The sequence below is a fragment of the Massilia luteola genome, assembly GCF_034420155.1.
Lineage (GTDB): Bacteria > Pseudomonadota > Gammaproteobacteria > Burkholderiales > Burkholderiaceae_D > Telluria > Telluria luteola.
In genome coordinates this window covers 172219-195305 of the sequence record NZ_JAXOFN010000003.1, presented here as the reverse complement: position 1 = coordinate 195305, position 23087 = coordinate 172219, and the positions used below count along the sequence as shown (strand labels likewise).

At 69.5% G+C, this 23087-nt stretch carries 18 protein-coding genes; 11 read left to right on the top strand and 7 right to left on the bottom strand.

Features of this window, described 5'->3' with window-relative positions:
- The first annotated feature begins 179 nt into the window (after window positions 1-179).
- The 6 genes from U9J41_RS06270 to U9J41_RS06245 are packed head-to-tail and all read left to right on the top strand — an operon-like array spanning window position 180 to window position 7283.
- On the top strand, window positions 180-581 hold the full coding sequence (locus U9J41_RS06270; RefSeq protein ID WP_322400933.1) for a type IV pilin protein: 402 nt from the start codon (window positions 180-182) through the stop codon (window positions 579-581).
- On the top strand, window positions 575-1036 hold the full coding sequence (locus U9J41_RS06265; RefSeq protein ID WP_322400932.1) for a GspH/FimT family pseudopilin: 462 nt from the start codon (window positions 575-577) through the stop codon (window positions 1034-1036). The genes U9J41_RS06270 and U9J41_RS06265 overlap by 7 nt, the downstream gene beginning before the upstream one ends.
- A 10-nt stretch (window positions 1037-1046) precedes the next feature.
- Complete coding sequence (locus U9J41_RS06260) at window positions 1047-1619, top strand: type IV pilus modification PilV family protein (protein WP_322400930.1); 573 nt, start codon at window positions 1047-1049, stop codon at window positions 1617-1619.
- An 8-nt stretch (window positions 1620-1627) separates the two neighbouring features.
- Entirely contained in the window at window positions 1628-2701 is a 1074-nt protein-coding gene (locus U9J41_RS06255) for a PilW family protein (protein WP_322400929.1), read from the top strand.
- Entirely contained in the window at window positions 2698-3279 is a 582-nt protein-coding gene (locus tag U9J41_RS06250; protein ID WP_322400927.1) for a PilX N-terminal domain-containing pilus assembly protein, read from the top strand. The genes U9J41_RS06255 and U9J41_RS06250 overlap by 4 nt, the downstream gene beginning before the upstream one ends.
- Entirely contained in the window at window positions 3276-7283 is a 4008-nt protein-coding gene (locus U9J41_RS06245; protein WP_322400925.1) for a pilus assembly protein, read from the top strand. Before U9J41_RS06250 ends, U9J41_RS06245 begins: the two co-directional genes overlap by 4 nt.
- A gap of 42 nt (window positions 7284-7325) precedes the next feature.
- Here the strand turns inward: U9J41_RS06245 and U9J41_RS06240 are convergent, their stop codons facing one another.
- The gene (locus U9J41_RS06240) at window positions 7326-7685 is read right to left on the bottom strand and encodes a winged helix-turn-helix domain-containing protein (protein WP_322400924.1); all 360 of its coding nucleotides are present in this window, start codon (window positions 7683-7685) and stop codon (window positions 7326-7328) included.
- A 56-nt stretch (window positions 7686-7741) separates the two neighbouring features.
- On the opposite strand from U9J41_RS06240, the gene U9J41_RS06235 reads away from it, so the two are divergent.
- Window positions 7742-8338 carry a hypothetical protein gene (locus U9J41_RS06235; protein ID WP_322400922.1) on the top strand — a complete coding sequence of 199 codons (597 nt, stop codon included), beginning with the start codon at window positions 7742-7744 and terminating at the stop codon, window positions 8336-8338.
- A gap of 269 nt (window positions 8339-8607) precedes the next feature.
- Here the strand turns inward: U9J41_RS06235 and U9J41_RS06230 are convergent, their stop codons facing one another.
- Window positions 8608-9378: an MmyB family transcriptional regulator gene (locus U9J41_RS06230; protein WP_322400921.1), complete on the bottom strand. Its 771-nt coding sequence runs from the start codon at window positions 9376-9378 to the stop codon at window positions 8608-8610.
- Between the two features lie 87 nt (window positions 9379-9465).
- On the opposite strand from U9J41_RS06230, the gene U9J41_RS06225 reads away from it, so the two are divergent.
- Window positions 9466-10233 carry a class I SAM-dependent methyltransferase gene (locus tag U9J41_RS06225; RefSeq protein ID WP_322400920.1) on the top strand — a complete coding sequence of 256 codons (768 nt, stop codon included), beginning with the start codon at window positions 9466-9468 and terminating at the stop codon, window positions 10231-10233.
- Here U9J41_RS06225 and U9J41_RS06220 read toward each other — a convergent pair.
- From U9J41_RS06220 to U9J41_RS06210, 3 genes are read right to left on the bottom strand one after another with little or no spacing between them, the layout of a single operon-like run.
- Window positions 10230-11024 (bottom strand): ABC transporter permease, encoded by a 795-nt coding sequence (locus tag U9J41_RS06220; protein WP_322400918.1) that lies wholly within the window; start codon window positions 11022-11024, stop codon window positions 10230-10232. The genes U9J41_RS06225 and U9J41_RS06220 overlap by 4 nt on opposite strands.
- Window positions 11021-11653, bottom strand: coding sequence for an ABC transporter ATP-binding protein (locus tag U9J41_RS06215; protein WP_322400917.1), 633 nt, complete (start codon window positions 11651-11653; stop codon window positions 11021-11023). Before U9J41_RS06215 ends, U9J41_RS06220 begins: the two co-directional genes overlap by 4 nt.
- Entirely contained in the window at window positions 11650-12195 is a 546-nt protein-coding gene (locus tag U9J41_RS06210) for a DNA-binding protein (protein WP_322400915.1), read from the bottom strand. Before U9J41_RS06210 ends, U9J41_RS06215 begins: the two co-directional genes overlap by 4 nt.
- A gap of 362 nt (window positions 12196-12557) precedes the next feature.
- Between U9J41_RS06210 and U9J41_RS06205 the strand changes: the two genes are divergently transcribed.
- Window positions 12558-13427, top strand: a complete 870-nt coding sequence (locus tag U9J41_RS06205) for a creatininase family protein (protein ID WP_322400914.1) — start codon at window positions 12558-12560, stop codon at window positions 13425-13427.
- Window positions 13428-13584: 157 nt separating this feature from the next.
- A complete protein-coding gene (locus tag U9J41_RS06200; RefSeq protein ID WP_322401105.1) occupies window positions 13585-14709 on the top strand; it encodes a YncE family protein in 1125 nt (374 codons plus the stop codon).
- A 54-nt stretch (window positions 14710-14763) separates the two neighbouring features.
- Here U9J41_RS06200 and U9J41_RS06195 read toward each other — a convergent pair whose 3' ends face one another.
- Window positions 14764-15948: a choice-of-anchor E domain-containing protein gene (locus tag U9J41_RS06195; protein WP_322400912.1), complete on the bottom strand. Its 1185-nt coding sequence runs from the start codon at window positions 15946-15948 to the stop codon at window positions 14764-14766.
- Between the two features lie 225 nt (window positions 15949-16173).
- On the bottom strand, window positions 16174-16584 hold the full coding sequence (locus tag U9J41_RS06190) for a hypothetical protein (RefSeq protein ID WP_322400911.1): 411 nt from the start codon (window positions 16582-16584) through the stop codon (window positions 16174-16176).
- Window positions 16585-17139: 555 nt separating this feature from the next.
- Between U9J41_RS06190 and U9J41_RS06185 the strand changes: the two genes are divergently transcribed.
- The gene (locus U9J41_RS06185; protein WP_322400910.1) at window positions 17140-23076 is read left to right on the top strand and encodes a YDG domain-containing protein; all 5937 of its coding nucleotides are present in this window, start codon (window positions 17140-17142) and stop codon (window positions 23074-23076) included.
- The last annotated feature ends 11 nt before the right edge of the window (window positions 23077-23087 follow it).

Genomic DNA, 23087 nt, shown 5'->3' with positions numbered 1-23087 from the left:
GGCCTGATCGCCCTTCGACGGGCGTGCGGAAAATCTGGAAAGACAATGGATGCACTGTCATGCCCGGCTGAATGTCGTGCATACGCTACAGTCTGATACATTGTGATAGAATTTCCGTACAGAAACATGTAGTGTTGGCCCATGCGCCGCCCGCGGCGATGTGCGCCACGAGGTCCATCATGTCTTACCGTATTCTCAAGTCCCGCCCGCGCGGCTTTACCCTGGTCGAACTGCTGGCCGTCGTCGCCATCGTCGGCATCCTGTCGGCGATCGCCTATCCCGCCTATGGAGCCTACCTGGTGCGCGGCAATCGCTCGGCCGCGCAGGGTTACCTGCTGACCCTGGCACAAGCGCAGGCGCAGTATTTCGCCGACGCGCACAGCTATGCCGCCACGCCGGACGCGCTGAGCCTGCCGGTGCCGGCCCAGGTCGCGGCCAACTACACCATCACCATCGATGCGCCCGACGTCGCGCCGCCGACGTTCACGATCACGGCCAGGCCGACGGGGACGCGCCAGGCCGGCGACAGCGTGCTCACCATCGACAACAGCGGCGCCCGCACGCCGTCCACCGTATGGTAAGCCGGCGCCGCGGCCGCGGGTTCACGCTGATCGAGCTGCTGACCGTCGTGGCCATCACCGCAATCCTCGCGGCCACGGCCGCGCCCGCGTTCAAGAGCATGGTGGCGGGGCAGCGCGCGCGCGTCACCGGCACGGAGTTGTACGCGGCCCTCGTGCTCGCGCGCAGCGAAGCGATCAAGCGCGACACCCAGGTCACGCTGCAGCCGGCCACCGGCGGCTGGCAGGCCGGCTGGAGCATTCCGAATCCGTCCGACACGGGCCATCCGGTCGCGAACCACGGTCCGGTGACGGACGCGACCATCACCGGACCGGACTCGGTCGTGTACCTGCCCAACGGCCGGGTCGCCAGCGATACGGCGCCGTCGTTCGACATCGCCGTCGACGGCGCGTCCAGCCACCGCTGCCTGCAGGTCGACCTCAGCGGGCGTCCGCGCATGCCGGCCGCGGGGTGCTGACATGAAGCGCATGCCGCGACGCCGTGCCAGCGCGGGCCTGAGCCTCGTCGAGGTGCTCGTCACCGTCATCGTGCTCGCCTTCGGGCTGCTGGGCATCGCCGCGCTGCAGGCCAAGGTGCAGGTCGGTTCGATCGAATCGTACCAGCGCGCCCAGGCCGTCGTGCTGCTGGACGACCTGCGTGCGCGCATGCTCGGCAACGCCGCCCACGCGGCCGACTACGTGACGGCCACGCCGCTCGGCCCCGCCGACGGCCAGCCGGCCGACTGCTCCACGCTTGCCATCGGCAGCGCGCGCGACCTGTGCGAATGGAGCCAGGAACTCAACGGCGCCGCCGAGCAGACCGCCGCCGGCGCGGCCAATGGCGCGATGGTCGGCGCGCGCGGCTGCGTCGAGGAGTTGCAGGCGCCCGACCCGACGGCCGGCGTGTGCCGGCCCGGCATCTACCGCCTCAGCGTCGCATGGCAGGGACTGCATGCGACGCGGGCATCGTCGCTGGCGTGCGGCGCCAACCTGTATGGCCCGGACGCCAACCGGCGCGCAATCGCCGTGCAGGTCGCGATCGGCCTGCCCGACTGCAGTTAGGATCCATGATGGCCGCCCAACCCCCGTTTCGCCGCCGCGCCGCCGGCTTTTCCCTGCCCGAACTGCTCGTGTCCGTCACGATGGGCCTGTTGATCGTGATTTCCATGGTCACGCTGTTCTTCCACAACAGCCGCGCCCAGGCCGAGATCGAGCGCGCCAACCGCCAGATCGAGAGCGGCCGCTACGCCGTCGACCTGCTGTCCAACGACCTGCGCAACGCCGGCTTCTACGGCGAATTCGATCCGACCCTGCTGCCCGATCCGGCCGCCGTGCCCGACCCGTGCGCCGCGACACTGGCCGCCCTCAAGGCCATGCTGCCGCTGCACGTGCAGGGGTTCGACGACGACGATGCGCGGCCGTCCTGCGTGTCCGACGTGCGTCCGGGCACCGCGCTGATCGTCGTGCGCCACACGCGCGCCTGCGTCAGCGGCGACCCGAACTGCAGCGCCAACGATCCCGCGGGCCCGCTGTTCCAGGCCTCGCTGTGCGACAACGCGAGCGAGCTGGGGTCGGCCAATCCGGCCGACTGGTATGCATTGGACGTCGACCCGGCGCAACTCACGCGCCACCAGCGCGACTGCACGACCGCGGCCGGCAGCGGCACGCTGGCGGTGACGCGCCGCTTCCAGACCCACATCTATTTTGTCGCCAACAACGACGTGGCGGGCGACGGCATCCCGACGCTGAAACGCGCCGAGCTGCGCTACACGGACGGCCAGCTCGACGTCGGGACGATCGTGCCGCTGGTCGAGGGCGTCGAGAACCTGCAGTTCGAATACGGCATCGACACCCATGGCGACGGCACGATCGGCCTGTACACGAGCGCCCCGGCAACAGCGAACGGCTGCGCCGCGCCGGCCTGCGCGGCCGCCAACTGGCGCAACGTCGTGGCCGTGCGCCTGCACGTGCTGGCGCGCAGCCCGAGCGCGACGCCCGGCTATGTCGATACGAAGACGTACAGCCTCGGCACGGCCGCCGACGGCAGCGCGCGCACCGCCGGCCCGTTCAACAACGGCTACAAGCGCCACGTGTTCCAGACGCTCGTGACGCTGGCGAATCCAGTCGGAAGGAAACAGCCATGACGCTCCCACGCCGCCAGCGGGGCATCACGCTGGTGACCGCCCTGGTCATGCTGCTGCTGCTCACGATGCTGGCGCTGGCCAGCGTCAACCTGGGCAACTCGAACCTGCAGGTGGTCGGCAACATGCAGCGCCGCGACCAGACGCTCGCCGCGGCCCACGCCGTGCTGGAGGAGACGATCAGTTCGCCCCGGTTCACGACGACGCCCGGCAGCGCGCTGTCCAATCCGTGCGACGGGCCGAACCAGCGCTGCGTCGACACGGACGGCGACGGCAAGACCGACGTCAAGGTCACGCTCAGCCCGCCGCCCAGCTGCGTGAAGGTCCAGGCGATCAAGAATTCCGACCTGGACCTGAACAACAGCGAGGACGCCGGCTGCGCCGTCGGCGCCGGCCAGAACTTCGGCGTCGCCGGCGCGTCCGACGGCAATTCCGATTGCGACAACAGTGTCTGGGACGTCAGCGCCGTCGCCACCGACACCGCGACGCAGGCCTCCGTCAAGGTCGTCCAGGGCGTCGCCGTGCGCATCGCCAAGGACGACGTCGCCACCAACTGTCCGCAACCCGGAGCAAGCCCATGACCCGTTCCCGTCCCGCCGCCGCCGTCGCGCTGGCGCTGTCCGCGAGCCTTGCCGGCATGCCGATCCGCGCGGCCGCCGACGACATCGACATCTTCACCGGCGCGTCCGGCGGCAGCGCCGTCAATCCGCGCATCCTGATCGTGCTCGACAACACGTCGAACTGGTCGCGCCAGAGCCAGCAATGGCCGGGCGGCCTGCAGCAGGGCCAGTCGGAGTCGCGCGCGATCAGCAACCTGCTGCCCACGCTGGCCAGCACCGTCAGCATGGGCCTGATGGAGTTCGTCACCGGCGGCAACGCCAACATGGACGGCGGCTTCATCCGCTCCGCCATCCGCCCGCTGGACAACACGGCCAAGGCCAGCTTCACGGGCCAGCTGGGGACGATCTACGGCAACGTCACGTCGCCGGACGAGAAGCGCAACTCGAACACGCCGTACGGCGACCTGATGTACGACGTGTACAACTACTTCGCGGGCGCCGACGCGTATTCGCCGGGCGGCGTCATCGCCAGCATCGCGGACAGCGGCGGGTACACGACGCCGTACTCGACGTTCCGCTCGCCGCTGACGGCCGCGAACACCTGCGGCAAGAGCTTCGTCATCTTCATCGGCAACCCGAACGCCAGCGGCCCGTCCAGCGACAGCGCCGCGAACACGGCCGCCCTCAACGCGCTCAACGGCACGCCGGCGACGCAACTGGGATTGCCGGACTTTACCAGCCAGAACGCGACGACCACCAGCAACCTGGGCGTCACCGGCGCCTGCTACGCCAGCCCGACGGCCGCCGCGCCGGAGATCGGCGCGTACGCCGCGCAGTGCGCCAACTTCACGGAAGGCTGCTCGATCGGCGCCGCGACGGCCAACGTGCAACCCGTCGCATGCCCGGCGGGCAGCCTGTCGTACACCGTGACGCAATCCGTCTACCACCCGGCCACGACGAGTCCGGGGCAGCCCGTGCAGGGCACCGTCACGACGGCGACCGGCACGACGACCGGCTATTACGCGACGGCCGGCGACGTGGCGGCGAGCGACCACGGCAACCTCACGTGCCCGTCGTCGACCACCACCAGCAGCGGCACCACGACGACGGCAACGAGCTACAGCTGCACCTATACGGTCGGCGCCGCGGTCGGCACGGCCGGCACCTCGACGGACAGCGCCACCGCCAGCCAGGATCCGAACGGGAAGGGCGCCGGCTGCTACACGGGCGTCGGCACGGCCACGGGCAACTGGAATCCGGCGACGACGAGCGACTTCGGCGGCCTGTCCTGCCCGGCCAACAGCAGCTGCACGTATTCGGGCGCCCTGGGCGGCAATGCCAGCGGCTGCACCGGCTCGGGCTACCGCCAGGTGACCGTGACGCAGGCCGCCACGGCCAAGCGCCAGTACACGATCACGCAGACCGTGACGCCGACGTCGGTCAGCAATGCGACGACGCCGCCCTATACGACGACGACGAACCTGGGCATGACGTCGCAGTGCTATGCCGGCGCGCCGGCGTCGACGTCCGATTACGCGTCGTCGTGCACCGGCGCCAACATCAGCTGCACGTACAACAATGCGCCGACCAGCACCACGCTGGCATCGTGCCCGGCCGGTTCGAGCGCCTACAATATCGTCGGCACGAACATCGTGCTGACCGACACCCCGACCGGCACCACGTCGCCCGACACCGGCCCGCGCAACGCCGACGAGTGGGCGCGCCTGCTGCACGACCGCGGCGTGCCCGTCACCGGCACGACCGTGCGCTCGCCGGTGACGACGTACACGATCGACGTCTACAACGCCCAGCCGAACGCCACGCAGACGGCACTCTTGATGAGCATGGCGAAGGCCGGCGGCGGCAAGTATTTCGCGGCCAAGAACGAGCAGGCGATCCTCGACGCCCTGCGCCAGATCATCATCGAGATCCAGGCCGTGAACACGACGTTCGCGTCGACCAGCCTGCCGGTCAATGCGACGAACCGGTCGCAGAACGAGAACCAGGTGTTCATCGGGATGTTCCGTCCCGATCCGGACGCCCATCCGCGCTGGTTCGGCAACCTCAAGCGCTACCAGCTGATCAACAGCGGCGCCGACATCGAACTGGGCGACGTGAACGGCCACGTCGCCGTCAACCCGCTCACCGGCTTCGTGACGCCGTGCGCGGCAAGCTACTGGACGTCGGACTCGGGCAGTTACTGGAACGGCCTCGGTATCAATCCCGATCCGGCCGGCGCCTGCGCCCCGGACGGCGCGAGCCCGTATTCGGACTTGCCGGACGGTCCGCAGGTCGAGAAGGGCGGCGCCGCCGAGATCCTGCGCCAGGGTAACGTCGCCGGCGCGTGGAGCGGCGGCCAGGCCGTCAACCGCACCATGCTGACCTTGTCCGGCACGGCGCTGACGGCCTTCAATACGGCCAGCACGGGCCTCGCCGCGAACGTCGTGAACTTCATCCAGGGCGCGGACGTCGACAACGAAAAGGGCACCGGCAGCACGACGACGACACGGCCGTCCATCCACGGCGACGTGATCCATTCGCGCCCGCTGCCCGTGAATTTCGGCGGCACGACGGGCGTGCGCGTGTTCTACGGCGCCAACGACGGCGCACTGCATGCCGTGAACGCCAGCAACGGCACCGAGAGCTGGTCGTTCGTCGCGCCCGAGTTCTTCGGCCGCCTGCAGCGCCTGATGGACAATACGCCGCTCGTGAGCTATCCGAACCTGAGCGCATCGATCACGCCGGCGCCGGCGCCCAAGGATTATTTCTTCGACGGCTCGATCGGCCTGTACCAGAACGCCGACGACTCCAAGGTCTGGATCTTCCCGGCCATGCGCCGCGGCGGACGCATGCTGTACGGCCTGGACGTGAGCAATCCGGACAGCCCCGTGTTCAAGTGGAAGGCGGGCTGCCCGGACCTGGGCGACGACACCGGCTGCACGGCCGGCATGTCCGGCATCGGCCAGACCTGGTCGACGCCGAACGTCGCCTTCGTCAAGGGCTATTCGACCACGACGCCGGTGCTGGTCGTGGGCGGCGGCTACGACGCCTGCGAGGACGCCGACACGGCGGCGCCCGCGTGCGGCAGCGGCAAGGGCGGCTTCGTGTACGTGCTGGATGCGAACACGGGCACGGTCCTGCGCGCCTTCCCGACCGACCGCGCGGTGGCGGCCGACGTGGCCCTCGTCGACGTCGACAACGACGGCTATCCCGACTACGCCTACGCGGCCGACACGGGCGGCGGCATCTACCGGATCGACTTCGTGGGCAGCTACGCGGGACGCGTGCCCGCCGCGCCCGACGCCTGGACCTCGCGCAAGGTCGCGTACACGACGGGCGGCGGCCGCAAGTTCCTGTTCGCGCCGGCGCTGCTGGCGGCCCAGGGCAAGGTCTATGTGGCGCTCGGCAGCGGCGACCGCGAACATCCGCTGCAGGCGCAATACCCCTACAGCAACGTGACGAACCGTTTCTATGTCTACCTGGACGACCTGGCCGCGGCCACCGGCACGCCGGCCACGAATCTCGATGCGATGACCGACTACAGCACGGCCACCGATTGCGCGACCGCGAAGATCCTGCCCAACGCGGGCGTGAAGGGCTGGTACATGGACCTGAACCAGTACGGCCAGGGCGAGCAGGTGGTCACGTCCGCGCTGATCGCCAGCGGCATGATCACGTTCAGCACCAACCGTCCGATCCCGCCCGACGGCGCGAGCTGCTCGACGTCGCTCGGTGAGGCGCGCGGCTACTGGGTCAACCTGCTGAACGGCTCGGGCGCGATCAACGTGCCGGGCCTGTGCGGCGGGACGCGCTCGTCGATCTTCGTCGGGGGTGGACTGCCGCCGTCGCCGGTCAAGGCCAGCAGCGTGCCGATCGGCGGCAAGGCGGTGTCGGTCGTGCTGGGCGCCGTGCAGAAGGGCAGCAACGGTTCCTCCGGGGCCAGCGTGGCGATCTCGCCGCAGCGCATCCGGCCGGCGATCGCGTCCAGGCGCAAGCGCGTGTACACCTATACGGCCGGGGATTGATGAAGCCGCTGCATAAGGCCAGGCCGGGCGGTATTCTTGCCCTCAGCCCGTCTTTTCCACGGCCTTGACCATGCACTTCGACAGCTTGTCGAAGTGGGTCAGCGCGGCCTGCGTGAGCGTGACCTGCTTGCGCCGCGTGTCTTCGGTGTCGGTCAACATGATCCAGCCCTTTTCGCGCATCGACGTCAGGCGGCTGTGCACGGTCGCGGGTGCGCCGAGCTCCTTCTTGGCCATCATGTCGCGGACGCACAGGCGCTGACCGTCCTGCATGGCGCGCGCGACGGTGCCGAGGATGCGTTCTTCCAGCGGATCGAGGGAAGGCAGGGACGGCAGCCCGCGGACGGCGTCGGCAAGTTGCAGAAAGCGCAGATAGATGTCGGCGGGCCGGGTAGATTTGCTCATGCGCAGATTATAATGCGAGTGCCCACCGAACTCCATCCATCATCGACGATCCCGCCATGCCTATCCCAACTGCTCCACGCAACGATGTCGTGCAGGGCGTGGCCGGACGGGCCGGCATCGCGTGCGCCGGCGTGATCGGCTCGGCCGTGTTCTACCTGGCGCTGGCGCGCCTGCAGGACTGGGTGTTCCCGCACGTCGAATTCGTCCGCGGCGTCGGCTGGATCTATCTGCCGGCGGGCGCGCGGCTGCTGTGTCCGCTGTTGCTGGGCCTGCCCGGCGCCATCGGCGTGCTGGTCGGCTCGTGGTGCGAGTGCTTCTTCCACCTGTATCCGGACGACCCCGTGCGCTCGCTGGCCGGCGGCATCAGCTCGGCCCTGGCCCCTTACCTCGTCTACCTGTTCGCGCTGCACGTGCTGGGCATGCAGGCGTCGCTCGCGAACCTGACGTCGCGCCGGCTGCTGCTGCTCGTGCCGCTGTTCGGCGTGGCCAGTCCGCTGATGCACCACCTGTGGTTCTGGCTCCACGGCGACCCCGTCAACCTGGCGCAGGGCTTCACGGTCATGGCCGTCGGCGACATGATCGGCGCGCTGCTCGTCCTGTACGCGCTCAAGGCCATGCTGGCCCTGCTGCCGGCGCCACCACGCCGCCGCTGACCCGTTCATGATGCCGAGGACGTGATTCCGCGCTGGATTCATGAACGGCTTTCATAAGGCCAAGCAATCCCGACCGGGTTATCCGCCCGGCGTTTGCCGTTACCATCGTCGACCACCGATGCAACGACCAACGTCACGACAGGATCGCACCGATGACCGTCGAAGCCTGTGGCACACAAGCCGCCGGCAAACCGCTCGAAGCCCTGGCCGTCGTGCTGGATGCGATTCGCGACCAGGGGTAATGGCCACGCACGACGCTGGCAGTCACCTCATCCGTCGGCGAGGCAAACCATCTTGATCTCCATCTGCAGCGCCACCAGCAACGTGGTCTGAACGAACCTGAGTTCGCCCCTGACGGGATGCCTGAACTGCCGTTCGCCGCCCTCGCGATGCAGCACGTCCTGCTTGTCCCAGCACTGCGCGAAGAGTTCGCTGTCCCGGCGCAATTGTTCGACGAGCGCCTGCATGTCCGCATCCGCCGGCCGGCGGTGGAAGTCGGCCCGGAACTCGGCTGCCAGCCGCCTTGCGCGCGTGTCCCAGTCGACGATGAGCGCGCGCGCGGCGGGATGCAGGAAGACGTAGCGGAGCAGGTTGCGGTCGGCGGCGCCCGGGTCCAGCCAGCCGACGAACAAGGCGGCCGCGGCGTCGTTCCAGGCGCGCGCCGTCCACGTGTGATCGAGCAGGTAGGCCGGCGCGGACATCAGCCCCGGCAGCGCCAGCAAGGCCGGCGGCAGGGCGTCGACGTGCTCGGCGCCGGCCTGGGGATCCTTCTTGCCGGCGAGGTCGAACAGCGAGGCGCGCTCGGCCGCGGACAACTGCAGCGCGTCGGCCAGGCGCGCCAGCGCGGCCACCGATGGCTGGACGTCGCGGCCCTGTTCCAGCCACGTGATCCACGTGACGCCCAGGCCGGCCGCGTCGGCCAGCTCTTCGCGCCGCAGGCCGGGCGTGCGGCGCCGGCTGCCGGGCCTGGCGGGCGTCAGGCGTGCGCGATGGGCCCGGATGAAGGCGCCGAGCATCCGGCGCTGGTGGGTATCGGTCATGGTGTTTGTAATACCAGTATAAACAGACTCCTTGTAACAGGAAAAGCTGTGGCCCACAATGGGTTTTTCACGTTCAAAGGAGCCCAAATGGATACCGCCAACCACGATGCAACCGTTCTCGAACAATACGACTCCCGCGCCCAGGCCTATCTGGCGAGCGCCGTGCATGCGAGCGGCGCCGACCTGGAGCGGATGGCCGCCGTGATCGGCAGCCGTCCGCACGCCGTCGCGCTCGACATGGGCTGCGGCGGCGGGCACGTCGCGTTCCGCATGGCCGGTCTCGTCGAGAAGGTCGTCGCCTACGACCTGTCGGCCGCGATGCTGGAGACGGTCGCCGCCGAGGCCCGCAAGCGGGGCCTCGGGAATATCGTCACGAAGCGCGGCGCGGCCGAGGCGCTGCCTTGTCCGTCCGGGTCGTTCGACGTCGTCGCCACCCGCTACAGCGCGCATCACTGGGGCGCGTTCATGGACGGCCTGGCGCAGATGCGGCGCGTGTTGAAGCCGGATGGCCTGGCGCTGTTCATGGACGTCGTCGCGCCCGGCGTGCCGTTGCTCGACACCTGGCTGCAGTCGCTGGAATTGCTGCGCGATCCGTCGCACGTGCGGAACGGCACGCTGGCCGAGTGGAAGGCGGCGCTGGCGTCGCTCGGCTTCGCGGTCGGAGAGGTGGCGACGTACAAGCTGCGGCTCGAATTCGGCGCGTGGATCGAACGGATGCAGACGCCCGACGTCCACGTCGCCGCGATCCGGTCGCTGCAGCGGCGCGCGTCGGCCGAGGTGAAAGAGTATTTCGCGCTCGAGGACGACGGCAGCTTCACGATCGACTCGGCCCTGATCGTCGCGCGCCCGGTCTAGGCGTTCAGCCGGTCAACGCGCAGCCGCTGGCGGCCGTCGCTCAACGCGCGCACGGCCAGCAGGGCGGCGCCGCTCGCCGCCAGGCCGCTCGCGCCGGCCAGCAGGAACATCAGCAGGATCTGGTACTTGACGGCGTCCATCGGGTCCATGCCGGCCAGCAGCTGGCCGGTCATGATGCCGGGCAGGGTGATGATCCCGGCGGCCGACATCTGGTTGGCGACGGGGATCATGCCGCGCCGCGTCGCGCTGCGGACCAGCGGTGCGATGGCGTCGCGGAACGGCGTGCCGAGGACCAGTCGCGCTTCGATGCGGGCGCGCTCGCGCACGACGCCGTCGAGGATGCCGTCCAGTGCGAGGCTGGCGGCGTTCAGCACGCTGCCGAGCACGATGCCCATCAGCGGAATCGCGTAGCGCGGTTCATACCACGGCGTCGGGCGCACGGCCGTCGTCAGGGCCAGCAGCACCGTCGCGAAGCCGGCGCACGACACGACGGCGGCGCTGATCTGGTAATTCATGTGGCGCGCGAGGCGTTGCCTCGGCCGCGTCGCCACCTCGCGCGCGGCGGCGGCGATCATGAACACGACGACGGCCAAGGTCGCCGCCGCCGACGCCGTCGCGAACACGTGGCGCAGCACGAGGCCGACGATGGTCAGCTGCGCGGTCATGCGCACGGCCGCGACGAGGATCTGGCGGTGCAGGCCGAGGCGCAGCGCCAGCGACAGCGCAGCGTCCAGCACGATCAGGGCCGCGGCCGCGAGCAGGTCCCAGGCGCCGAGGTGGATGGCGTTCATGACGTGGCCAGCTGCCCCTGATCGAGGCGGAAGATGCGGTGCGCGAGGCGGCGCGCCTGCCCGTCGGCATGCGTCACGACCAGCATGGCCATGCCGCGCGCGAGGCAGTCGCGCAGCAGCGCCTCCACGCGCGCGACGGCGTCCGGATCGAGGGCGGCGGTCGGTTCGTCGAGCAGCAGCACGCGCGGGCGCCGGGCCAGCGAGCGGACGAGGGCGAGGCGCTGGCGTTCGCCCGTCGACAGGCGGTCGATCTCCGTGTCCAGCAGCCGGGCCGGCAGCGCCAGCGCCGCGAGCGCGGCGGCGACGGCCTCCTGGTCGGCGGCCGTGAAATGCGCTCTGGCCGTCGCCTCCCACCACGCCGGCTCGGCCGCCTGGTAGACGACGGCGGCGCGCCAGTCCGGGGCCGGCATCGACGCGGCGCAGCAGCCGTCGAGCAGGGCGTCGCCGTCGTGCGGGTCGAGGTCGGCCAGCATGCGCAGCAGGACGCTCTTGCCGGCGCCGGACGGGCCCTGGATGGCGATGCATTCGCCCGCGCGCACGTCGAACGTGAACGGTCCGCCGAACGGCGAACGCAGGCCGCGCGCGGCCAGGCGCACGGGCGCGGCGGTGCGGGCGGCGGCGGCGGTCACGAGCGCGCGGCGGCCCGGATCATGTCGAACGGGGAGGCGTCGGGCAGGGACGAGCGCGAATTCAGCAGGCTGCTGTCGAAGTGGCCGAACCCGCCCGCGGCGCGCTGCCGGTCGTGCCAGTGGCGCAGGGGCGTGTCGTCGCCGCCGGACCGCGCTTCCGTTTCCAGCTGCCGCACGCGGGCCGTCAGCATCGCGACGGTGCTGCGCAGCTCGGCCAGTTCGCGCTCGCGCTCGCGCAGCGCCTCGTCGTGGGCGGCGCGCAGCAGGCGCACGCGCTCGTCGAAGTCGGCGTGCAGGCGGTCGGCCAGCTGCTCGACGAGGGCGTGCAGGGCGCGGCCCGTGTCTTCGCGTCCGATGCCGGGGGCGGCTTGCGCGGTCCCGTCTTCGCTGCGCAGCTCCTTGAGGTATTTGTGGATGGTCGACTTGGAGCCGCTGTCGCCCAGCGCGTGGCGCAGCGCGTCGACGGACGGATGGCGTCCCGCCGCCAGCAGGCGGTCGCGGGCTTCCCTGACCTGTGATTTCGTGAGTCCGCTGCGCGCCATATCGTCTCCGTGTCGTCTTGCCGGATCAGGAATTGCCTGATTCACCCGTCCGCGGTGCCGCACGCGATTCATGTACCGACGCGCGACCGGGACGGTCAGTATTGTACTGCCGACGGCCCTCGCCGTGCTTCCATGGCGTTCACGTAACGTTGAACATTTGAAATGGAATGCCTGCCTGCCGCGCACGCATATTTGCCGGACTGGCAAGCGTCTGCCGCCACGGCGCGACACTATGGGGCCGGACGCAAAAAAATCCGGCCCGGCCTCCCGCCCGCCGCGCCGCTATGCTCTACAATAGGTATTCGGTCGCGCGGCGAATGGCGTTCGTGCCACGCGCGCGCAAGCATCAGGAACACGGATCAATGCTTCACCTGCACAACTCGTGGCGCCGCAAGGCGCTGGTGGTCGCCTGCGTGGCCCTGGCCGCGGCGGGCCATGCGTCGGCGGCACCTGCCGCGACCGACCGCGCCGGCCCCGGCGTGTATATCGAAGAGATGACGTCGCCGGAACTGCGCGACCGCATCGCGGCCGGCGCCACGACGGCCCTCGTCCCCATCGGCGGCACCGAGCAGAGCGGCCCGCACATCGTCCTCGGCAAGCACAATGTCCGCGCCCGCGTGCTGGCGGGCCGGATCGCCGCGCGGCTGGGCGACGCCGTGGTCGCGCCCGTCGTCGCCTATGTGCCGGAAGGGTCGATCACGCCCCCGGCCGCGCACATGCGGTTCGCGGGCACGCTGTCGATTCCCGACGCCGCGTTCGAATCCCTGCTCGAATCCACCGCGCTGAGCCTGTGCCGGCACGGCATCCGCGACGTGTTCTTCCTGGGCGACCACGGCGGCTATCAGCACAACGAAGGCAAGGCCGCCGCGCGCGTGAACCGGGCCGGCGGCTGCCGCGCCCACGCCCTGGGCGCGTATTACGAGGCCGCCACGACGACGTTCGACGCCGACCTGAAGCAGCGGGGCTTTGCCGACGCCGAGATCGGCACGCACGCGGGCCTGGCCGACACGGCGCTGTCGCTGGCCGTCGACCCCGCGCTCGTGCGTCCGGCCCAGGTGGCGGCGGGCGCCCGTGGCGGCGTGCGCGCGGGCGTGCACGGCGACCCGACCCGCGCGACCGCGGAACTGGGCCGCATCGGCGTCGAGCGCATCGTCGACGCGTCCGTGGCCGCGATCCGCGCCGCCCGCCAGGGCGCGCCAGACCAGAATCCGAATCCTTCCCATCGAAAGTAAAGAAGCCATCGTGTCATCCAAAACTACCGTTGGTGCCGTCCTGGCCCTGTCCGTCCTGGCCGGCGGCGTCGTCGCGTCGCGTGTCGTCGATGCGTCCGCCCCGGCCCCGATCGCTGTCCCGGCAGCGGCATCCGCCGCCGTCGCGACCGTGCCGGGCATGCCGCCCGTCGTCGATCCGCGCAATGTGTACAGCGAGATCGGCCCCACGCACCTGAGCCCCGTCGTGAAAGGCGATCTGGAACGCGTGTACGTGCCGAACCTGCGTTCGAACGACGTCAGCGTCATCGATCCCGCGACGATGAAGGTCGTCGACACGTTCAAGGTCGGCCGCAGCCCGCAGCACGTGATCCCGTCGTGGGACCTGCGCACGCTGTGGGTGGCGAACAATGCCGAGCGGCGCGGCGACGGCAGCCTCACGCCGATCGATCCGCGCACCGGCAAGCCGGGGCCGAACGTCACCGTCGACGACCCGTACAATATGTATTTCACGCCGGACGGCAAGTCGGCGATCGTCGTGGCCGAGGCGCGCCACCGCCTCGACTTCCGCGATCCGCACACGATGGCGATGCAGTACGCGATCGAGGTGCCGCAGTGCGGCGGCATCAACCACGCCGAATTCTCGATCGACGGCCGCTACGCGCTGTTCACGTGCGAATTCGACGGCAGCCTCGCGAAGATCGACCTGGTCAACCGCAAGGTGCTCGGCTACCTGAAACTGTCGATGCCGTCGACGCGCTTCCGCGAAGGCGTCGACCCGACCGCGCCCGGCGCCAGCGAGATCTGCACGGCCAAGAAGGGCATGCCGCAGGACGTGCGCATCTCCCCCGACGGCAAGCGCTTTTACGTGGCCGACATGGATGCGGACGGCGTGCACGTCGTCGACGGCGACAACCTGAAGCAGATCGGCTTCGTCCCCGTCGGCATCGGCACGCACGGCCTGTATCCTAGCCGCGACGGCAAATACCTGTACATCTCGAGCCGCGGCACGCACCGCATCCACGGCAAGCGCAAGGGACCGGGCAGCGTGGCCGTGCTCGACTTCGCGACCGGGAAGATCGTCGCCAACTGGCCCGTGCCGGGCGGCGGCAGCCCGGACATGGGCAACGTCAGCGCGGACGGCAAGTGGCTGTGGCTGTCGGGTCGCTTCGACGACGTCGTCTATCGCATCGACACGAAGACGGGCGACATGCAGAAGGTGAAGGTCGGCGGCGAGCCGCACGGCCTGACCGTGTGGCCGCAGCCGGGCCGCTATTCGCTCGGGCACACGGGCAACCTGCGCTGACCGGGCAGGACCGGCGGCGCAGCCCGCGCCGTGCGGGCTGCGCCTGAACCGCGATCAGGACTGGCGGCGTTTGCGCGTCGAGCACAGGGCGGCGGCGCCCAGGCCCAGCAGCATCAGCGATGCCGGTTCCGGCACGGCGCCGCCGACGGCGTCGGCCACGCGCTCCAACACGTTCGCCTTCAGTTTCAGCGTCAGGTTGTAGCCCGCGCCAAGGGTGTCGGACGCGAACGCGACGTCCGGGTTCGCGTCGGCCAGCGTCAGTTGATACGACGCCGCCTGGCTGCCGAGCGTGGTCGCGAGGAACGCGGCCGTGTAGCCGTTGGAGGCGCCCTGTGCCAGGTTGCTGAACAGGGACAGGCTCGTCGAGAACACGTTGTTGATGTCACCCGTTTCCGCGATGCCGGTCAGCTTCAGTCCGACGCGGTTGGTGTCGAGCAGGTTGGCGATCGAGAAGTTTTTCGCGGCCACCGCGTCGCCCAGGTGGATGTCGCCGAAGTCCAGCGTCAGCGTCGTCGTCGACGAATTCGCGTCGAACGACTGCGCCGCGTGCAGCAGGTAGTTGTAGGTCGCGCTCAGGTCGCCGGTCCAGTCGATGGTGGACGTGGTCGTCGCGGTGCCGCCGAACTGGTTGGACGTCGTCTCGGCCGTGTTCGACGCGGCAACCAGGTCGACGAGGAAGCTGCCGCTGCCGGCGTAGGTGTTCAGCGAATTGCCGTCGGCGCTCGCGCTCTTGATGATTTGCGCGGAATTGCTGCCGTTGTCGCAGCTCGCCTTGATCTTGCCCGCCGTGACGGTGCAGCTGTCCTGGACATTGCTGAGTGCCATGCTCGCACCGCTGACACCCGTCGGGATGACGAGGTTGACCGAGCTGCTGCCGGTACCCGCGGCCGTGAACGTGCCATCGGTATTCGCGCCGGTGCCGCCCGCGGCGACGGTGACGCTGGTCGTCTGCTTGTAGGTGGACGCCACGTTGACGGTGGCGCCTGTCAGCACGCCGAGGTTTTTGTCGAACTGGGCGATCGTGGCTTTGCCCTGGGTATCCATGTTCGTGTTCGGCGTGCCGCTGTGGCTGCCGTCCGACGTCCCCGTTTTGCCGCCGAGCGTGTCGGAGACAGAGTTGCTCACATTAAAGCTCGTCGTCGAGGTCGTCGTGACGAGCGCCGCGTGCGCCAGTATCGGCATGACGGCGATTGCGCCCAGGGTGGCCAGCACGGCCTTGTGCACGGATTTCTTCAGCATGGTATTTCCTTTCGTTGAACAGCGATGAGAACAAATTGTTGTTTTACTTTTTGATTTTGCTCAGGCTGTCAACGCAAGGATTGTGCCAATAATTATAACTATATGTTATTTAAAGGAAATTCAAATTACCTTTGTGCAATAATAATGTCCGGTGTAAATATTCTCGACATCAATAAAGAGTTTTTGCGGCAACTTCGTGAAATGTGCCGTTTACCGCCGCCAAATTCACGTAATTTCCCATGAGCATCGTGGCCGACCGCCTTGTCGACGGCGGCGCGGCGTGGCCGCGACGGTGTCCGTGCCGGCGTCGCACGGCAGCGACAGCACGGCGTCCAGCGCGTCGGCGACCCGGCGGCCCAGCATGACGTCGCCGCTCTCGATCTCCGCCAGCGTGCGGTGCAGCGCGCGCAGCACCACGGCATGGTCGGCGCGGCGCGAATGCAGGGCGGCGTCGCCGCGCCGCTCGCACAGCGCTTCCTCGCGCCGGAACGCCGCTTCGACCGCCGCCACGACGGCGGGAAAATCCTGAACGAAAACGGTGTCCGGTTGCGCCTGCAGGACGGCGATACGGGCGCGTAGCCGTTGGCGGCTGTCGCGCGCGGCGACTTGTTCGGCTTCGTGTTGGTGGAAGTGCATGATCTGCCTCAATCTTGTGGATGATGACGAGCAGTGTCTTTGGCGCGCGCAGTTTGTTATTTGATTTACCTCAAACGCAGCGGATTCCGTACCGCAATGCGCGAGCCAGGTCGTTCCGGCACGTCGCGCATGGCGCCGCGCGCGTCGTCGAGTGTGCTCCGCCGGCACATATCGCGCGAATTCGTTTATTTGTATCAGGTCAAATATAGATAAACCTTTTTCAAGTTGTATCTCCCGTTCCTGAAGGCTGAGTAGCGATTAGTTATATTTTCTAATGTATTTGGCGGAATGTTTTTGTCTGTATATACATAGATTATCATCGTCATATGGAATCGTTTCGGCATGAATGTAACATGTTGAATATAAAGGGAATATTATTTTTCAGATTGGATGGGCAGCGTTATATTCGGTGCCGGCATTTTTATAAGCGGGTGGCTTCGGATTGAATCGTTGCGGGCGCGCGACTAATAGCGAACGAATTACAGAGGCGATTGGATTTCTTGTGGGAAAGATCCTACACTGCGAGGATCTTATATCAAGCCCCCTGGAATCCACGTGAACCGTATTTATCGCATTGTCTGGAATTCGTCGAAGAATATTTGGCAAGCCGTATCGGAACTGGGTTCCAAGCGGACCAGGTCATCCACCGGGCGCGCGCGCCGGCGCCGGCAGCTTGCCCTGCTGGTCCTGGCCGCGGCGGGCGCGTGGGCGCATGCCGCGGAGCCGTTGCCGACGGGCGGCCGGGTCACGGCCGGGCAGGCGACGCTGAACTATGCGGGCAAGACGCTGACGATCAACCAGGGCAGCAGCAAGGCGGCCCTCGACTGGACCGGGTTTTCGATCGGGCAGGGCGCGACCGTCACCTTCGTCCAGCCTTCGGCCGGTGCCGTCGCGCTGAACCGGGTGCTCGGCGCCGATCCGTCGCTGATCCAGGGCGCGCTGAACGCGAACGGCCACGTATTCCTGCTGAATCCGAACGGTGTGCTGTTCAGCCCGACGGCACAGGTCGACGTGGGCGGCCTGCTGGCGTCGACGCTGGCGATGCGCAACGAGGACTTCCTGGCGGGCCGCTATCGCTTGTCCGGCGCGAGCGCGCAGGCGGTCGAGAACCAGGGCGCCATCCGCGCGGCGGCCGGCGGCAACGTCGCGCTGGTGGCGGCGCGCGTCGTCAACACGGGCGACATCGCGGCCGACCGCGGCAACGCGCTGCTCGGCGCGGGCAGCGACGTCGTCGTCGACTTCGGCGGCCCCGTCAAGCTGCAGGTGCACAAGGGCGCGCTGGACGCGCTCGTGGACAATGGCGGCGCCATCCGCGCGGACGGCGGCACGGTGCTGATGACGGCGAAATCGGCCGGCGAACTCTCCGGGTCCGTCATCAACAACAGCGGCATTGTCCAGGCGCGCACGCTGGCGACGGGCGCGCAGGGCCGGATCCTGCTGCTGGGCGACATGCAGTCGGGCAGCGCCAACGTGGGCGGCACGCTCGACGCGAGCGCGCCGGCCGGCGGCAACGGCGGCGCCATCGAGACGTCCGCCGCGCACGTGACGACGCTGCCCGGCCTGGCGGTGAATGCCGGCGCGGCCGGCGGCAAGGGCGGCGAGTGGCTCGTCGACCCCTACGACTACACGATCAACGCGGCCGGCGCGACGACGATTTCGAATGCCCTGAACCAGGGCACGAGCGTGACCGTGACGACGCAATCGAGTAATACTGCATACGGCACGGTGGGCGCGGCGACGGGCAGCGGCGACATCACGGTGGCCAGCGCGATCGCCAAGACGGGCGGCGCCAACGCCGGCCTGACGCTGCGCGCGGACCGCAACATCATCGTCAACGCCGACATCACGTCGACGAGCGGCAACCTGGACCTCACGCTGTCGGCCGCGAATGCCGCCGGCGCGACGGTGGGCGGCGTGGACGTCAACGCGAACCTGAAATCGAACGGCGGCACCATCCTCATCGGCGGCAACGGCGGCAGCGCCGCCGGCGGCATCGGCTTCGCGCGCAACGCGAACACCGCGCGTACCACCGCGGCCGTCACGGTCGAGGGCAACGTGTCGATCCTGTCCGCGGGCGGCAACGTCACGATCAACGGCCGCTCGAACCTCGGTTCAAACAGCGGCAGCGTGGACGGCACCAAGGGCGGCATCTACATCAAGTCGGGCGCGACGATCCTGGCCGGCAGCGGCAATCTCATGATGACCGGCCAGAGCGACGGCGGCGTCAAGGAGTTCGGCATCGGCTTCGAGGCCAACTCGAATACGCTGACGACCGTCGGCAGCTCGGCCGGCGCCGGCACGGTGCTGATCAACGCCGTCAACACGAGCACCGGCAACAACATCACGAGCGACGACCGCGACGCCGGCGCGATGGGCATGGTCAACTACGGCAGCCGCGCGCAGATCACGTTCCAGGGACCGTCGGTCGCGGCCTGGCTCGTCTACATCAATGGCGCGCCGAAGCCGTCCGCGTACACGCAGGCGCCGCAGCTGTCCGGTTGCCTGAATCCGTATCCGAACTGCGGCTACCTCGTCGTCAGCGGCACCAACAACAGTTATCTGTACGCGAGCTACCAGGCGGTGGACATGTCGACGCAGCCGATCTACGTGCTCGGCGCCAGCGGCGGCACCAAGGTCTACGACGGCACCACGCTCGCGACGGGCATGACCTATTCGGCGGTCGGCGGACCCGCCGGCTTCACGGCGGGCAGCCTGGCGCCGGCGCCCGTGTTCAACACCAGCAGCAAGAACGTCGGCATCTACGGCACGCTGACCCCGGGCGCCGCCAATCCGCGCGACGTCACGGCGGGCGGCACGACCTACGCCGTCGGCTATTTCTACAACGGGAACTACGCGATCACGCCGAAATCGCTGACGCCCAGCGCGGCCGACAAGGTCTATGACGGCAATACGACGGCGGCCGTGTCGATGGCCGGCGTCATCGCGGGCGACAACCTGACGGCGAGCGGCAACGGCAGCTTCGCGTCGAAGGACGTGGGCACGTATTCGGTCAGCATCGGCAATATCGTGCTGGGCGGGCTCGATGCCGGCAACTACACGCTGTCGGGCAATTCGGCCAGCGCCACGGCCAGCATCACGCCGCGCACCGTGACGCTCGCCGCGAGCAAGACCTATGACGGTTCGGCGAATTTTTCTGGCGTCAGCCTCGGCAACCTCGTCGCGGGCGAAGACCTCGTCGCGGGCGGCGTGGCGGCCAACAGCGCCAACGTCGCGGACGCGCGCTATGTCGGCGCCGTCACGCTGGCCGACGGCGCGACGGGCCAGGCCGGCAACTATCGCCTGCCGAGCCTTGCCGCGGCCGGTCCCGCCAACACGGCGGCGATCGCGCCGAAGGCCCTGACCCTCACTGGCCTCGCGGCAGCCGACAAGGTCTACGACGGCACGACGGCCGCCGCGCTGTCGGGCGGCACCTTGACCGGCCTCGTTGGCAGCGAGACGTTGACCGTGTCGGGCTTGAGCGGCGCGTTCGCCGACAAGGCGGCCGGCACCGGCAAGGCCGTCGCACTGTCCGGCGGGCTGCTCGTGGACGGCACGGGCTTCGCGTCGAACTACACGCTGGCGGCGCCCGCCGGCCTGACCGCGGCCATCACGCAGAAATCGCTGACCGTCTCCGGCATCACGGCGTCGGGCAAGACGTACGACGGCACGACGGCGGCGACGGTAGCGGCCGGCGGCGCCGTGTTGCAGGGCCTCGTCGCCGGCGACACGGTGACCGTGGGCGCAACCGGCACGTTCGCGGATGCCGACGCGGGCACGGGCAAGACCGTGAACCTGGCGAGCACGCACGGCGGCGCGGACGCGGGCAACTACGCGTTCGTGGACCAGGCGACGGCCACCGCATCCATCACGCCGAAGGCCTTGACCATCGCGGGCCTCACCGCCACGGGCAAGACCTACGACGGCACGACGGCGGCCACGCTGGCGGGCGGCACGCTGTCCGGCCTCGTGGGCGGCGAGACGCTGAACCTGTCCGGCCTGACGGGGGTCTTCGCGGACAAGGACGCCGGCAGCAACAAGACGATCGCCATCTCCGGCGGCGTTCTTGCCGACGGCACGGGCCGCGCGGCCAACTACAGCCTGACCGTGCCGGCCGGCGCCGTCGGGACGATCACGCAGAAGGCGTTGATCGTCGCCGGCATCACGGCGGCGGACAAGGTCTACGACGGCACGACGGCGGCGACGGTGTCGGGCAGCGGCGCCACGCTGACCGGTGCGGTCGCGGGCGACGACGTCGGCCTGAGCGCGAGCGGCGCCTTCGCCGACAAGAACGCGGGCAGCGGCAAGACCGTGGCGCTCAGCACGGGCTTGAGCGGCCGGGACGCGGGCAACTACACGCTTGCCGGCCAGACCGCGGCGTCGGCCAGCATCACGCCGAAGGCCCTGACGGTGTCCGGCATCACGGCCGCCGACAAGTCGTATGACGGCACGACCGCCGCCACCGTGTCGACGGCGCACGCCCAGCTGGCGGGCCTCGTGGCGGGCGATACGGTCATCGTGGCCGCGAGCGGCGCGTTCGCCGACGCCAACGCGGGGCCCGGCAAGACCGTGGCCCTGGCGAGCACCCACGGCGGCACCGATGCGGGCAATTACGCGATCACGGACCAGGCGACGGCCACGGCCGCGATCACGCCGAAGGCACTGATCCTGACCGGCCTGGCGGCGGCCGACAAGGTCTACGACGGCACGACGGCGGCGGCGCTGACGGGTGGTACGCTGTCCGGCATGGTGGGCGGCGAGACGCTGAATCTCGGCGGCCTGACCGGCGCATTCGCGGACAAGAACGCGGGCACGAACAAGGCGGTGGCGGTGTCCGGCGCCATCACGGACGGCACGGGTCTCGCGTCGAACTATGCGATCGCGATGCCGGCGGGCCTGGCCGCGACCATCACCCCGAAGGCGTTGACGGTGTCCGGCATCACGGCCGCCGACAAGGTCTACGACGGCACGACCGCGGCCACCATCTCGACGGCGCAGGCGCGGCTGGCCGGCCTCGTGGCGGGCGACGACGTGCGCCTGGACGCCACCGGCAGCTTCGCCGACAAGAACGCGGGCAGCGCCAAGACGGTGGCGCTGGCGAACACGTTCGGCGGTGTGGACGCCGGCAATTACGCGATCACGGGCCAGGCCGCGGCCACGGCGAGCATCGCGCAAAAGACCGTGACCGTGACCGGCGCGACCGTCGCTGACAAGACGGCCGACGGCTCGACCACGGCGACGCTGACGGCGCCCGGCACGGTCGCCGGCGCCATCGCCGGCGACACCGTGGCCGTCGACGGCGCGGCGGCGCACGCCCGATTCGCCCAGGCGGCGGCGGGCAGTGGCATCGCCGTCGACGTGGACGGGCTGGCGCTGGCCGGCGCCGACGCCGGCAACTATGCGTTCACGGGCAGGACGGCGACCACGGGCACCATCGTTGCCGCGGAGACGCCGGCGCCGGCGCCGGTGGTCACGCCTGAGCCGACGCCGGTCGTTACGCCGACACCGACGCCGGTCGTTACGCCCGAGCCGACGCCGGTTGTCACGCCGACGCCGGTCGTTACGCCCGAGCCGACGCCGGTTGTCACGCCGACGCCGGTGGTGACGCCTGAGCCGACGCCGGTTGTCACGCCCGAGCCTACGCCAGTTGTCACGCCGACGCCGGTCGTTACGCCGACACCGACACCGGTCGTTACCCCTGAGCCGACGCCAGTCGTTACGCCGACGCCGACACCGGTCGTTACGCCCACGCCGACGCCAGTCGTCACGCCGACACCGACTCCGGTCGTCACGCCTGAGCCGACGCCGACACCGGTCGTCACGCCGACGCCGACGCCAGTCGTTACGCCGACGCCGACTCCGGTCGTCACGCCGACACCGACGCCGGTCGTTACGCCCACGCCCACGCCAGTCGTCACGCCGACACCGACGCCGGTCGTTACGCCCACGCCCACGCCAGTCGTCACGCCGACACCGACCCCGGTCGTGACACCCACGCCGGCACCAGTCGTGACGCCGACGCCGACCCCGGTCGTCACACCGCCGAGTCCCGTCGCAACCCCGGACCCCGCACCCGTCGTGACGCCGGTGACGCCGCCGGCCACCACGCCGGCGCCGGCCACCGCCGCCGTGGTGGCCGCCACGATCGCGCCGCAATCGCTGGGCCTCGCCCCAGTGCTGCCGGCGCCGGCCGTCGGCGGCCTGGCCTACCTGGCCGTTCCCGAAACGTCCGCCGCGAACGCCGGCGTGGGCGGCACGGCGGGCGGCGGGGCGAGCGTCGCGACGACGACGACGCCGGCGGCGGACGGCCAGGGCGCCGAGACCGGCGACGGCGCGGCGACGGTCGGCGCGACCAAGCGCCGCCAATCGTCCAGCCAGGCGCTGGCCGCCGGCCGCGACGTCAAATTCCTGAACGTGCTCGTGGTCTCCGGCGGCATCCGCATGCCGGCGGCCGGGGCGAACGAAGCGGGCGGCACGGACGCGCCGAACCCCTGACAATATCAAGC